Below are 12,823 nucleotides of genomic sequence, written 5' to 3' on the forward strand. Positions count from 1 at the left end.
TTATGGATTTTAGAGTATATCAAAATAAACTGAGCCAGCTGTCAGCACGATTTAACTTAATGGTTTGTTTGGTATTTGGGCTTTTGATTGCAAATTTAGTTTTATCGACTCTGGTCTATATTGGCTGGAATCGTCACAGCGTTGAAATAACCCCATTTTATGGGAGTCCTGGATACATCAAAAGTGCGAATAGGGTAGATGGAACTTATTTAAGTTTAATGTCTAAGAACTTTATCTATGCTCGATTGAATGTGACTCCTGAAACAGTACAGTCGAACCATGAGCAGTTGTTATCGTTTGTGAATCCTAAGCACTATGCCGATTTTGTTAAAACATTAAATGCAGAATCCAAAATCATTCAAGCACAAAAAATATCCTCTAGTTTCTATATTACTCGGGTTATTCCATCGTCCCAACATCTCACGGTTAAGGTTAAGGGACGGTTGGCACGTTTTGTTGGAATAAAACAAATTAGTGAGGAAGAGAAGACCTATAAATTGGCATTTCGTTATGCATCAGGTCGTCTATCCATAGTCCAATTTGCATCTTATAAGGAAGACAATCATGGTTAAAAAGTTTGGGTACGCACTTATTTTTCTGTCACTGAAGAGCTTCGCAGGGGCAGGGGTGCCTGTTGCGAATAACGGGGAAATTTCCTTGACATTGAGTGCTAATAATTACAACAGAATTCTCATTAAAAATGATGAAATTTGGGATTTCGCTTTTCCACCAGGATCATTAGGGATTCAACGTGATAAAGGGGATCATAGTGTTTATATATTACCTGTAAGGGCTCCTGTCACTTTATTTCTTACAACAAAATTGGGTCGTCATTATTCGGTAACCGTCAATACAGAGGATTCTTTAGGGAAGACTATTGAATTAATACCTAAAGAACCTGCGGCAGTTTTTGCTAAAGCAACACCAGTAAATAAAACAGAAAAAGTGCTCCAAGAGGAGGTTCCAGAGGCGATTACCTCTCTTTTGACCCATATGGAACAAAATAAACCCTTTACCGATGTTGCTGTTAAAAGATACTTTGGGCGCGTTGAGCGTTGGAATCGAGGCCTTACGCTGCAACTAAAAGAAACATGGGAAGGAAAGCAGCTTTCAGGCGAAACCATTACTCTTCGAAATGGTGGAAAAGAACCGCTGCAATTAGCGCAAGATTGGTTTGTAAAAGAGGGAACCTTAGCCGTGAAATTTTCCAAAGCAACCATTGCTCCTGGAGAAACCGCGATGCTTTATCGCATCCAAGGGGTGGCACATGGCTAATTGGCAGCTTAATAAACTGATTAAAAAAGTGCAAATTCGACGATTGCTCTTGATTGTTAGTGGGGTGCTCTTCTGTTTTGTTATGATTTTTGCACTCATGGTTGATGGTCATTCTCAAAAGAAACCACAAAAACAAGACAGTGCTGATTTAACTGGAATTATCGAGGAGTCTTTCACAGAGGCTGTAACTCAAAATGCATTAACTGCTCAGCAAACGGAAACGGAATCTCTTAAAAATGAAATAAGTCAGTGGACGAAAAAATTTAAAACAATGAATGAGGAACATCAACAGCAATTAAAAGAGTTAAAAGAGTTAAAAGAGTTAAAAGAAGAATTTAGTGCGCAATTAGCCGCGGTAACAAGCACGAAACAAGAAATGTCGCAAAAATCAGAGCAGGAGAATCAGTTACCCAATGAATTAAGCCAAGTTAAGAATCCAGAATTTTGGCATGGTGCAAACACCTATGCCATGAATTCGTTGAATCAATTTGGGCAGGCAGTTCGCTCGGACGCGGTGCCCCAAATTCATATGGTTTCATTTCGGCCTAAGCCTAAACGATACCGAACTCATTACAAGCATTATTTAAATCCCAAGCATTATGTTCCTTCAAATACATCGGTAAAAGCGGTTGTTTTGGGTGGTGCGGATGCGGATACCTCGGTAAACGGCCAAGAAAAAGACAATGGGGCAATGATATTCAAGTTTATAGAAGATGCACGACTCCCTAATGGGCAACGTGCTCGTTTACACGGGTGTCGCGTAAGCAGTTTTACCTATGGGGATATTTCCAGTGAGCGCGCAGTTGCTGCTCTTTATAACTTATCATGTGCTTATCCTGGAGAGCCGATTATTGATAAACGCGTTACGGGATGGGTTTTTTATAAAGGGAAAGTGGGAATTAAGGGAAATCCTGTGATGAAGGATGGCAAGGTCATGAAATGGGCGGGTTTAAGCGGTGTTATTGCGGGTGTTACTTCAGCCGCGCAATATGCACAAAGTATGCAAAACATTAGTCCTATTGGAGCAACTTCGATTATCCCTTCTGGAAATATCGTTCCCTATGCCGCTTATGGTGGTGCCTCTAAATCAGGCGATATGTTGGCGCAATATTATATTAAGCGCGCGGAGCAATATCACCCAACAATTCCTATTGGGGCGGGCAATGAAGTCACGATTGTCTTTAAGGACGGCTTTTATTTAGCTCCTGATGAAGACAAACAAGAGTATGCCAAAAAGCAAGTTCATAGTGAACAAGCGCTGTCTCAAGAAAGCAGTGAATTATCAAATTCCAATCAAAACAACGAAATGAACTTTTCTGTTCCCCCAGAGGTTTTAGGGCGAATTGATCAGGTGAATGCAGGAAGTCGAAATGGCACAGGAGAAATGCAATGACCCGAGTTAGATTTAGCTTATTGTTCTTGGTGAGTTTAGGGTGTATTGGATGCAGCTCAATAAGTACCAACAGCGCGTGTAAGGCGACTGCCACGGACAGTTGTTTGACAATCGAACAGGTCGATGACATGACCCATTTTGCAGATGAGATGATTACCTATAATGGAAAAAAGACTCATCACACGAAACCTAACTACAGTAATCATGTGGGACATGGACGAGTAGTTCAAAAACATAATGGAAGCTCTTTATGGGTTTCAGAAGCGGTGAGGGAGAAATCATGGGCGTAACAATAAAGTATTGGCGAGATAAAACTCGTTCGGCACTTCATCGATTAAGTCATATATTGGGTGAAACAGATGGCATTAAACCTAATTCTTTGGTGGATATTCATCACGCGAATCAATCCTTAAGTATGGATTTACCTTCATTTTCAAAATTACTTCCTTATGAGTCAGTCGATGAACATGGGTTTATTGTGAATCGAAACTCAGTAGGCTTTGGATTGATGTTGGTTCCTATGGCCGGCGCTGATGAAACATTAATGAAAGCAATCGCTGAGATGGTTAAAAGTAAATTGACCTATGGTACAGATTGTACCGTCATGTTGTACAAACATCCCTGGCTTGCCCAGTCGTTACAAAATAATTTTGAACCAATTATTGAGCGAGGCGGCATTTATGCAGAACTTGCTCGTATGAGTATTAAGTATCATCTCAATGCCATTCATCATGGGTATAAAAATCATCGAAATATTCCCGCAACCCTTACAGATTACCAATGCATGCTGTTTATTTCGCGAAAAGCAAGTCCAGGGGTGGAACTTGATTTAGTCCAGTTGCGCCATGATTTTGAATCAGAACTCAAAGTAGCTGGATTTTGTTATTCGCGCTGTGGGGTTCAGGATTTTCGAGTGTTCTTACGTGCGATAGTTTCTCCTAATTTTAATGAGTTTTCTTGGCCAGAAGTAGAGCCATCTTCTGAGCGATTAAGTAACACCATTCCCCATCCTACGATTGTATTGCGACATAATGACCATGCGGTCAATGTGAGTGCGGCTGATGAGGAGGGTACCCTACACAAAACAAGGATGGTCAGTTGTGAAATCGTTTCTTACCCCAAGAAGCCATTTGCACTGTGGCAAACCCCGGACTTATTTGCCAATACTTTAAAACCAGAACAAGGCATTCAATGCCCATTTTTATTGTCATTTACTATTCGAGGAATAAAACAGGAAAAAATGAAAGCGCGTGCTAAAAGTCGTGCTCAATCACTAGATGCCAATAATAATGCAGTGCAGTCCTTTATTAATCCTGGAATTCGAGACGAGGCGGCAGAATGGCGATTTGTGCATGAGCATGCTTCCCGAGGAGATCTGGATCTACTACCTACCTTTTATAATTTAATCTTATTTACTGATGAAGAGCACGAACGTGAACATGTAGCTAAAGCCATTTCCAGTTATCGTAGTTTAGATTTCACGTTAATCCGAAGCCCCTGCATACAATGGTTACGATTTTTAGGAAGTCTTCCGTTTATGTTAACTGAGGGACTTTTTTCAGGTATGGAGTTATTAGGGAAAACCAAAGAATTAAGTCATTACAATGTGGCCAATCTCGCTCCTTTAATTGCCGACTTTAAAGGAGCTAGCCAAGGTTTATTATTACCCACCACACGAAATCAGCTCTTTTATTTGGATATATTTGATGACAGAACATTACCCATTACTAACTACAATCGATTAACTGTTGCCAGCACAGGTTCTGGAAAGTCATTTTTTGAACAAGCCCAGATTGTTGATGGTTTGTCCCGTGGTCAGCAAATTTATGTCATCGATTTAGGTGGTTCCTACAAGCACTTGTGTGAATTGGTGGGAGGTACCTATATGATGCAAAAACGCTTACATTAAATCCATTTACCTTATTTGATTTTGATGGTGTTACGGACATTCAGGGTGAAAAGGTAAATGATCACACTCAAATCCGCGACTTATTAGCCATTATGGCCAGTCCTCATGAGCCTATTAGCGAAGTGCAACGTGCCTGGTTATTAAAAGCGGTATTGGAGTGCTGGAAAAAGCATGGCCGTAAAACGCGAATGGATGATGTGCTGAATTCACTTCGTGATTTGTTGCGACATCCTGATTCCGAAAATGATCAACGTCTTAAAGATATGCTTATTTTATTGGATAAATACGGAAGCACCGGAATGTATGGCCATATATTTAATAGCGATACCCCCTTGCTTAATGGCTCTAATTTTGTGGTTTTAGAGTTAGGTGGTTTAACGCATGATCCTGAATTAATGAGCATTGTGATGTTCGTGATGATCGTCATCATTCAAGGTCAATTTTATAATTCAGACCGAAAACGGCAAAAACGCTGCATTATTGATGAAGCGTGGCGATTTCTAGTTAAAGGAACCAACCCAATTTGTGCGGCCTTTATTGAGCAAGGATTTCGTACCGCACGTAAGCATATGGGTGGGTTTTCTGTTATTACGCAAAATCTTCAAGATACGACCAATACCATTCAGGGAGAAGCGATTGCTGCAAGTTCCGATACTAAAATTATTATGCGGCAAGGTAATTTCAAAAGTTTTATTGCAAAGAATCCCGATCGTTTTACTTCTTTGGAATCTACTCTAATTGATTCTTTTGGAGAAGCAAAAGCTCAAGGTTTTTCAGATGTGATGATTCAATTTGGTTCGGTCAGTAGTTTCCATCGTTATTTTTGCGATCCTTTTTCGCGCATTTTATTTTCAACCTCAGGTGAAGAGTATAGCGATATTGAGTCGTTGTTACATCGTGGTGTTCCGATGGCCGAGGCAATTAATCAAGTGGCCTATAAATATTATGGAGCTGAATTATGCGCATAAGTTGGCACCATGGATTAGGAGTTGGGATTTTTGTTTTAGGCTTGGGATTGGGGAGCCTTTGGAGTCCACGAACAGAGATAGTACTTTTTGATAGTCACAGGGTACACGCTCAATTAATCCGGCAATTAGCACTGCATCAAGCGTCTGATGTTCAAATTGCAAAGACGTCGCAAAAATTAAAAAAGATGTTGCCACAGATTATTAATGAGTATGCGCTTAATCACCATGTATTGATTATTGAAAAGCAACATGTTTTAAGCGGTGGCGTGGATGTTACTTCTCAATTAATAAATGAGTTGAGCCAAGCGATGAGGGGTTCTAAGTGAAACGGGTGCTTTTCCTTTGGCTTCTTTTAGCACAGTGCTCCTTAATCAATGCTCACTCATTAGGCGTTGTTGGTGCTGTGTTTCCAATCAAAGAGAAGAGTTTTCTCAAGCTTATTTATGAGCGTTTAACCGCGCTTAAAAATCAAGGAGCCATGGAGCAACTCAATCAACAATGGGTCAAAGAAGTTGCTGCTCATGCAAATCGTCCAAGAGCTTTGAATTTAGTGCGCACTATGCATTCACGCCACCATTATTATGTTCCTGAACTTGTACTTGCTGATGCAATCAAAGACAGTACAGGAAGGACACTTTATGCCAAGGGGACTCGGGTTAATGCTTTAAAACAGCTCCTCTCATACCAACCGTGCTGGTTATTTTTTAATGCAGATGATGAGGCACAAATTCGTTGGGCAAAGAAAAAAGCACAGCAGTGTATTAATCCCAAATACATTTTAACGGGAGGCGCAATTTCGCAGGCAGAAACGACTTTGAACGCTGCAATTTATTTTGATCAATCAGGTCGAATCACCCAAAAGCTGCGTATTACCGCAGTTCCCACTCAGGTAACACGACTTGATCATCAGTTAGTGATTCATGAGGTTGCCATTAAGGAGAACGGCGATGAGGCTTAAATTTATTTTGGTTATTTTGAGCGTGTTGTTCGCTATGCCACTATTTAGTGCCCCTTGTACTGGACATTTTGTAAACCCAATTAAAGATGTATGTTGGCGTTGTCTGTTTCCTTTATCTATTGGCAATACCAAAATCGTTAACTCCTCTTTAGAAGATACAGACAATGCCAAATTACCAGTTGGCATGTGTCCATCCAATTTAGGAATGAGGGTAGGATTAAACATTGGTTATTGGGAGCCTATGGCGTTGACCGATGTCACCGATACCCCCTACTGTTTGGTTAATTTAGGGGGAACCAAACTTAATATGGGTCTGAAGTCTGCTCGTGGTGGCCGGCATGTCGTAGGCATGGGGCAGCAACGCGCGTTTTTTCATGTGCATTGGTATAAATATCCCTTGATTTACTGGCTTAATTTAATTACTTCCGTAGGGTGTTTGCAAGGGGGAAGTTTTGATATTGCCTATTTAACGGAGCTTGATCCCACCTGGATGGACTCAGAAATGAGTTTTGTATTAAGTCCTGAATCGGTATTGTTTGGTAACCCCATAACACAAGCTTCGTGTGCTGCAGACAGTTTATCGTCCACGGTGCGCAAAAAGCCCATGGATAGTCTGTTTTGGTGTGCAGGAAGTCAAGGAACCCATTACCCATTAACGGGACATGTGAATGCACCATTATCCCCAGTACAAACGGCATTACTTCTTACAGAACGCATGAATTATAAGATGCATCGAGAATATCTTCTTGCTGACTCAAGTCCTGAGTCAGGGGCTATTTGTAAAGAGCACTATTGTTCCGTAACTCCAAAATCACGATATCGCTATGAGTTAGTAAATCAAGTCGCTGACGGACAACATTGTTATCCAACAGGATACAGCACCCTTGCTTGGGAGGCAGGGAAAATCAAATCTCATAAACCTTCTCAATATGGATTTTTAGTATGGCGAAAACGCAATTGCACCTTTTTATAAGATGGAGACATAGATGAACAGTACAGTATTCAGAAATTCGGTATTGATGGGGTTGCTGGGTTGTTATTTCGTTTTAATCAGTATCCATACAGGCAGCATCCTTTCATTAATTACGTCAGATGATATCGCACCGCTTTATGCGAATAAACTGATTCTACTTTTTTTATGTTTATGCTGGTTATCAGCGCTTATGTTGTTCTGTTCTTCGCTTTATCGAACGCTATTTGCGTTTAGATATTACTGGGAATGGAGGTGTTATCGTGAGCTGTTGGTCGTTATTCGTTACTTCATATTGAACGGTTTTTTGTTTCTTTTTCCAGATTTAATTTTACGCTACGGAACGTATGTCAGCGGTGTGTTATCTGATAGTGCATTTTATTTAGGAGTTGCGTTCATTAGTATTCTTTTGGCTTGGAACCGCTGCCGAGGACTTGATTATGTGGAGTAATACGATGCGCCTAATTGTTGGTTTATTCATGTACTTGTTTTTGCCCATTACCTGTTTTGCGCACACACTCTCAGTTTATGTGAGTTTTTCGATGCCAAAGCAATTGTTAATTGAAACAGTAAGAGAAAGTGTTCAATTAAATATACCCGTTTATTTAAATGGACTTCATCAGGATTCCATGGAGAAAACAGTTCATAAAATTATGAGCCTAACCCAAAGCGTGCCCAATTTAAATTTACAAATTGATCCTACTGCATTTGAGAGGTACTCCATTACGTCAGTTCCTGCTTTAGTGGTTGATAATGGCCATGTATTTGATGTGATTTATGGCAACTTGTCTCTAAAAAAAGGATTGGAGCGAATTGTAGATCAGGGTGTCACCGGATTAAGCTTGGAACAACTTCGAGGTCGCTATGAGCGCTAAACGCTTCCTTCTCATTGGGCTATTGAGTGGTTGTGCATTAGCTGCCAATAAACAAGATGCGATGAATGCACGAGATCGTGCTATGAATGCATTGCGAGGGCTAAATCCATCCGCAATTTTACCTAATTTTACTGAACATCCTAAAGAACAATCTTTGGAGACAAAGCAGTTAAAAAACTTAAGCATTAATTCGTTACCTAATAATGCAACTGCGCAAGATATTTATCGTAACGCGGGAAATCATGCCGCGCGATTGTCCGAAAATAGTCCTGAAGTTCGTTATGCGGAACAGCTTTTAGAAAACCCAGAAGACGCACTTAACGGAGCGTGTTATACCAAAAATGTAGAATGTATTGAGAAGGCTTCTGAACACTCCTGTTTAGAGTCCATTGAATATAAGGAGTTAGCTTGTGCGGATGAATTAAAGGTTTCAGTACAGCCACTAAGTCAAACAGTAACTCGAACAATTAATGCCTCCCCTTACAGCTCAGAGAGCACGATTGATTTAAGTCATTGTGCTAAAGGGGATTGGCATTGCTCAGAGGCTAATTTAATCCAATTTCATGAACATTGTGAAGCAGTTGACATTTCGGTAACCACAAACAATAAAGCGAGAATCATTACCCAAAAACCAACGTGCGCTGAGCATACCCTTAAAATCAAAAAATCGTATTGGGAGCAGCAAGTTAAGTTCACCATTACGCTAACCCAGAAAATCAGTGATGATGAATGGTTGCACCGCGATTGCGATAGAATTCAAACCCAAACACATCAAGGACAGTGTTTTATTAAAGCAGCTAATAAGTGTCTGGATGCAAACCAGACACGATGGATTAATGGAGTGATGATTTCGCGCCCATGCTGGAAACAAGAATACCACTATCAATGCATGAATATCACAAACAGTGGATGTACGGGTTTAATGAATCAAGGATGTTCCCAAATTGGTTCTCAGTGCAGTGCGCAACAACAAAGCCAATGCACTCAATATACTCAAAAGTTTCGTTGCTTGGAAGAGCAGTGCCTTCCTGAAAAAACCATCTGTCCAGGAACCATGGCATGTGCTGATGGTCAATGCGATGAATCCCAAATGGAAGAAAGCTCGGATGCGAGTGAGGGGATTTCTCGTCTTGGCGCATTGGCGGGAGCAGCAGGCGATGTTGCCGCCAATCAAATTCGTAGTGGCATTCCTGCGATTTTTAAAGGCAAGAACTCTACGTGCAGAAAGGTATTTTTAAATGCACGTAATTGCTGTGGCGGGAGTCATCAGATGACGCATTGCAGTCAAGATGAGAAACGTCTAGCCAAAGCCAAAGAAGAGGGGCGAGCATTTAGGGTTGGTGAGTATTGTGCCAAGAAGGTGATTGGTTGTGTTGAAAAGAAAGAGTCCTGGTGCGTGTTTCCAAATAGTCTTGCGGCAATTATTCAAATTCAGGGACGTTTTAAGCAGCTTGGAATCAGTTTTGGTTGGGCAAAGGATAATGATAATGAAGCAAATTGCCGAGGGATCACTCCTGAAGAGTTGGAGCGCATTAATTTTTCTTCGCTGGATATGTCTCGTATTGAAAAGGAGTTTGTTGATAGGATGACTCCTCCGAGTAATGGCCAAATTAGTCAGGCGAATCAATCACGTATTGTGCACTTGCAAAATCTGGGGAAAGCCCATGATTAAAGTGTTCTGCTTTGTTTTGATGTTGTTTAGTCCCTGGTGTTTTGCGACCGAGGAACCTGTTGGATTTCTTTGGTATAGCGTAAAAAAAGAGCACGACCAAAAAGAAGAAAAACGCGTTCCTACCCATCAAAAGGGCACTCCCTTTAAACAACTTAGTTTCACGCAACGTGATGCAGTACTTCGTTTTTACACTATGGAAGCGTTGCATAAAGCACGACATACGAAAAGTGTAGAGGACATGCGCGTGTTTTTAAGCCTACAACATTATTGGCTGGAAGAGTCTTCTCGATTTAAGCAAGTCTTTCAACAAACAATGCTGTCCTATCCAGAGTATGATTATTCAGTGACTCATCCTACGTCTAATATTGGAGCCAAAATTACCGATGAAGTTCGCGATAACAAGCGTACTGAGTTTATCTCATCGCTTGCACCAACTCATGGCGTGTTATTTTTTTATCGTGGTAAAAGTCCTTACGATGTAAAACAAATTCCCATTATTTCTGATTTTTGTAAACGATTTCGTTTGACACTAATGCCGGTTAGTGTGGATGGCACAATTGCACCCGAATTACCCAGTTCACGTGTCGATGTCGGGCAAGCAAACCAAATGAATGTTCGTTATTTTCCCGCAATTTTATTGGCTAATCCCACAAGTAAAAAGGTTTTTCCTGTGGCGTTTGGATTAACGACTCAAGATGTGTTGATGGAGCGATTTGTGGATGTAGCAACCCAATTTAAAGGAGGTGTGTCATGAGCAGGGTTCGACTTTTAGGGATTTTATTAATGTTTTATTCATTGGGTGCTTCGAGTCAGGCAGCGTGGTTGTCTGATTTAATTAGTGAGAAGGATAGACCTCATTCGGAAAATCAGCGTGCTCAACCCGCTCAAACGGGGCAAGATGGGTTTTATAAAAACCATGGGTTTATATTATTTTACGGCAGTCAATGTCCGCACTGTAAGCAGTTTGCTCCTGTTTTAAAGGAATGGGTAAGCCAAAATCATGTACGTTTATTACCTTTGTCGTTAGACAATCAGCCATTGGTCGAATTTCCCAACTTTCTTCCGGCTACGACGGAATGGATTAATGCCGCATTTCAGGGAAATCCTATTAATTATCCGGCTCTTTTTATTGTAAATCCTGAAACCAAACAACTGTTTCCAGTGGGATTTGGTTCTATGAGTTTTTTTGAATTAAGTAGTCGTATGGAACAACTGGTACCAAAAATTAGGGCTTATGAACGCAAAGGCGGTGTTCTATGAGCGCTCTAATACTTTTGCTCTTATGTTTCGCGCATGATTCTAATCAAGGTGTTTTTGCTGATTTTCAAAATCATCACGAAGTTGAATTCAATAGAGATGGTTTTGGAGATGATCTTGTTTGGCCTAAAGTTCACAAGAAGTCCTCTCATTCACATCGTACGCTTAAGAGGCGTTCCTCATGAAACGATTGATGGCAAGTATGCTTTTAATGGGATCAAGCGCGCTTTATGCCAATGTAGGCACTGATTTGGATGCATTTTTTAATGGTATGGGGTATGCGGCGAATGTTACTTCACCCGCGGCTTATGAGTCTCAGGCAGCCGGTTTCTTTGGTGGTGGTTCCTTATATGCTCGTAACCAAATAAGACAATTCCAATTGGTTCAGTTGGATTTGCCCAGCTATCGGGCGGGATGTGGTGGCATCGATTTATTTACGGGCAGCATGAGTTTTTTAAGTCATCAAAAGTTAGTGGATTTGGGGAAGTCCGTGATGACCAATGCCGGAGCTTATGCAGTTGATGTGATGTTGGCATCCACTGTTCCTGAACTTAAACAAGTTCGAGATTATTTGCAACAATTGGAACAGATGGCCAATCATTCAAGTATTAATTCATGCCAACTTTCTGAAAATTTAGTGGGTGGAATTTGGCCAAAAACAGCAGCCAGTCAGCAAAAAGTGTGTAAAGATCAAGCCGCCATGGGCAAGGAAGGAATGTTTAGTGACTACGTACAAGCACGAATGGCGTGTTCCGGTAATGGTTTTGATTCTGTCATGGATAAAGCATCTAAAGATGAGGAACGCAAACAACAAGTTGTATTAAATAAAAATTTAGTTTGGTCTATTTTGCAAGCCAAATCGTTCTTGAATTCTGATTCGGAACTTGCAGAAATGGTGATGAGTTTAACGGGAACCCTCATTATTGATAAACAAGGAAAGGTGACTAATGTGCCATCCTTGGCCGCTAATTCTGAACTGATTAATGCATTATTAGGGACTCATCCTGGTGCACATACTGCAAAAATTTGGCGATGCAAAGATTCAGGAAGTGCTACTCAATGCATGCAAGTTGAATTAAAGGAGGTAACCATTCCTGAGCACTCTACACTTACTTATAAAATTCGGGAGATGATAGAAAATCTCCGTAACAAGCTTGTGGCAGACGTTGCTCCAGAGGCACAAGATAAGAGCTTTCTGAGCATGATCTCTTTGCCGGTTATGAAATTTTTGCAGGTTCTTTTAAGCACACAATATGCGAGTGCCTCAGTCGATATTGAAGAATATTCGATGTTAATTGCTCAAGATTTATTGACGCACTATTTAACCGAGCTGCTCACTGAAGTAGACAATGCAACGGCGGGCTCAGAACTTAATGAAGATTTAATCAAGCAAATTCAAAAAAGAGTGCGTGATGCAAGCATCAAAGTCGCATCGATTGAACCACAGGTTGGAAAAAAACTTCAAGAAAAGCTTGCTTTAATCGAGCGAATTGCACGTGTTGAAAAACAAGTTGCATCGAATATGAATAGCGTGGGGGCTTAGAAA

Annotated in this window: 16 protein-coding genes; all 16 read left to right on the forward strand. The window is 40.8% G+C overall.

Annotated elements, in window-relative coordinates; genetic code table 11:
- The first annotated feature begins 2 nt into the window (after positions 1-2).
- The 16 genes from traE to QM652_RS05330 all read left to right on the forward strand — a co-directional run bounded on the left by traE (position 3) and on the right by QM652_RS05330 (position 12,820).
- Positions 3-572 (forward strand): type IV conjugative transfer system protein TraE, encoded by a 570-nt coding sequence (traE, locus tag QM652_RS05255; RefSeq protein ID WP_415073545.1) that lies wholly within the window; start codon positions 3-5, stop codon positions 570-572.
- Entirely contained in the window at positions 565-1,275 is a 711-nt protein-coding gene (gene traK / locus QM652_RS05260) for a type-F conjugative transfer system secretin TraK (RefSeq protein WP_415073547.1), read from the forward strand. Before traE ends, traK begins: the two co-directional genes overlap by 8 nt.
- Entirely contained in the window at positions 1,268-2,668 is a 1,401-nt protein-coding gene (locus QM652_RS05265) for a TrbI/VirB10 family protein (RefSeq protein ID WP_415073549.1), read from the forward strand. Before traK ends, QM652_RS05265 begins: the two co-directional genes overlap by 8 nt.
- Positions 2,665-2,958, forward strand: coding sequence for a conjugal transfer protein (locus QM652_RS05270; RefSeq protein WP_415073551.1), 294 nt, complete (start codon positions 2,665-2,667; stop codon positions 2,956-2,958). Before QM652_RS05265 ends, QM652_RS05270 begins: the two co-directional genes overlap by 4 nt.
- Positions 2,949-4,577: a TraC family protein gene (locus tag QM652_RS05275; protein ID WP_415073553.1), complete on the forward strand. Its 1,629-nt coding sequence runs from the start codon at positions 2,949-2,951 to the stop codon at positions 4,575-4,577. Before QM652_RS05270 ends, QM652_RS05275 begins: the two co-directional genes overlap by 10 nt.
- 92 nt (positions 4,578-4,669) lie before the next feature.
- The gene (locus QM652_RS05280) at positions 4,670-5,545 is read left to right on the forward strand and encodes a hypothetical protein (RefSeq protein WP_415073555.1); all 876 of its coding nucleotides are present in this window, start codon (positions 4,670-4,672) and stop codon (positions 5,543-5,545) included.
- Positions 5,536-5,871, forward strand: coding sequence for a TrbI F-type domain-containing protein (locus tag QM652_RS05285; RefSeq protein WP_415073557.1), 336 nt, complete (start codon positions 5,536-5,538; stop codon positions 5,869-5,871). The genes QM652_RS05280 and QM652_RS05285 overlap by 10 nt, the downstream gene beginning before the upstream one ends.
- A complete protein-coding gene (gene traW, locus QM652_RS05290; protein ID WP_415073559.1) occupies positions 5,868-6,503 on the forward strand; it encodes a type-F conjugative transfer system protein TraW in 636 nt (211 codons plus the stop codon). Before QM652_RS05285 ends, traW begins: the two co-directional genes overlap by 4 nt.
- The gene (traU, locus tag QM652_RS05295) at positions 6,493-7,476 is read left to right on the forward strand and encodes a conjugal transfer pilus assembly protein TraU (protein WP_415073561.1); all 984 of its coding nucleotides are present in this window, start codon (positions 6,493-6,495) and stop codon (positions 7,474-7,476) included. Before traW ends, traU begins: the two co-directional genes overlap by 11 nt.
- Before the next feature lie 13 nt (positions 7,477-7,489).
- Positions 7,490-7,924 (forward strand): hypothetical protein, encoded by a 435-nt coding sequence (locus QM652_RS05300; protein ID WP_415073563.1) that lies wholly within the window; start codon positions 7,490-7,492, stop codon positions 7,922-7,924.
- A gap of 28 nt (positions 7,925-7,952) precedes the next feature.
- On the forward strand, positions 7,953-8,348 hold the full coding sequence (gene trbC / locus QM652_RS05305; protein ID WP_415073629.1) for a type-F conjugative transfer system pilin assembly protein TrbC: 396 nt from the start codon (positions 7,953-7,955) through the stop codon (positions 8,346-8,348).
- Complete coding sequence (gene traN / locus QM652_RS05310; protein WP_415073565.1) at positions 8,338-10,020, forward strand: conjugal transfer protein TraN; 1,683 nt, start codon at positions 8,338-8,340, stop codon at positions 10,018-10,020. The genes trbC and traN overlap by 11 nt, the downstream gene beginning before the upstream one ends.
- Positions 10,013-10,774 carry a type-F conjugative transfer system pilin assembly protein TraF gene (gene traF, locus QM652_RS05315; protein WP_415073567.1) on the forward strand — a complete coding sequence of 254 codons (762 nt, stop codon included), beginning with the start codon at positions 10,013-10,015 and terminating at the stop codon, positions 10,772-10,774. The genes traN and traF overlap by 8 nt, the downstream gene beginning before the upstream one ends.
- A complete protein-coding gene (trbB, locus tag QM652_RS05320; RefSeq protein WP_415073569.1) occupies positions 10,771-11,280 on the forward strand; it encodes a type-F conjugative transfer system pilin assembly thiol-disulfide isomerase TrbB in 510 nt (169 codons plus the stop codon). The genes traF and trbB overlap by 4 nt, the downstream gene beginning before the upstream one ends.
- A complete protein-coding gene (locus tag QM652_RS05325) occupies positions 11,277-11,462 on the forward strand; it encodes a hypothetical protein (RefSeq protein WP_415073571.1) in 186 nt (61 codons plus the stop codon). The genes trbB and QM652_RS05325 overlap by 4 nt, the downstream gene beginning before the upstream one ends.
- Positions 11,459-12,820 (forward strand): conjugal transfer protein TraH, encoded by a 1,362-nt coding sequence (locus QM652_RS05330; protein ID WP_415073573.1) that lies wholly within the window; start codon positions 11,459-11,461, stop codon positions 12,818-12,820. Before QM652_RS05325 ends, QM652_RS05330 begins: the two co-directional genes overlap by 4 nt.
- Positions 12,821-12,823 lie beyond the last annotated feature (3 nt).

Source organism: Legionella sp. (genome assembly GCF_047605385.1).
GTDB lineage: Bacteria > Pseudomonadota > Gammaproteobacteria > Legionellales > Legionellaceae > Legionella.

Coding starts and splice junctions, on each gene's coding strand:
- traU (WP_415073561.1), top strand. CDS start 6,493: ATGAGGCTTAAATTTATTTTGGTTATTTTGAGCGTGTTGTTCGCTATG.
- QM652_RS05330 (WP_415073573.1), top strand. CDS start 11,459: ATGAAACGATTGATGGCAAGTATGCTTTTAATGGGATCAAGCGCGCTT.
- traF (WP_415073567.1), top strand. CDS start 10,013: ATGATTAAAGTGTTCTGCTTTGTTTTGATGTTGTTTAGTCCCTGGTGT.
- QM652_RS05280 (WP_415073555.1), top strand. CDS start 4,670: ATGGCCAGTCCTCATGAGCCTATTAGCGAAGTGCAACGTGCCTGGTTA.
- QM652_RS05325 (WP_415073571.1), top strand. CDS start 11,277: ATGAGCGCTCTAATACTTTTGCTCTTATGTTTCGCGCATGATTCTAAT.
- QM652_RS05275 (WP_415073553.1), top strand. CDS start 2,949: ATGGGCGTAACAATAAAGTATTGGCGAGATAAAACTCGTTCGGCACTT.
- QM652_RS05300 (WP_415073563.1), top strand. CDS start 7,490: ATGAACAGTACAGTATTCAGAAATTCGGTATTGATGGGGTTGCTGGGT.
- traK (WP_415073547.1), top strand. CDS start 565: ATGGTTAAAAAGTTTGGGTACGCACTTATTTTTCTGTCACTGAAGAGC.
- QM652_RS05265 (WP_415073549.1), top strand. CDS start 1,268: ATGGCTAATTGGCAGCTTAATAAACTGATTAAAAAAGTGCAAATTCGA.
- trbB (WP_415073569.1), top strand. CDS start 10,771: ATGAGCAGGGTTCGACTTTTAGGGATTTTATTAATGTTTTATTCATTG.
- trbC (WP_415073629.1), top strand. CDS start 7,953: ATGTACTTGTTTTTGCCCATTACCTGTTTTGCGCACACACTCTCAGTT.
- traE (WP_415073545.1), top strand. CDS start 3: ATGGATTTTAGAGTATATCAAAATAAACTGAGCCAGCTGTCAGCACGA.
- traN (WP_415073565.1), top strand. CDS start 8,338: ATGAGCGCTAAACGCTTCCTTCTCATTGGGCTATTGAGTGGTTGTGCA.
- QM652_RS05285 (WP_415073557.1), top strand. CDS start 5,536: ATGCGCATAAGTTGGCACCATGGATTAGGAGTTGGGATTTTTGTTTTA.
- QM652_RS05270 (WP_415073551.1), top strand. CDS start 2,665: ATGACCCGAGTTAGATTTAGCTTATTGTTCTTGGTGAGTTTAGGGTGT.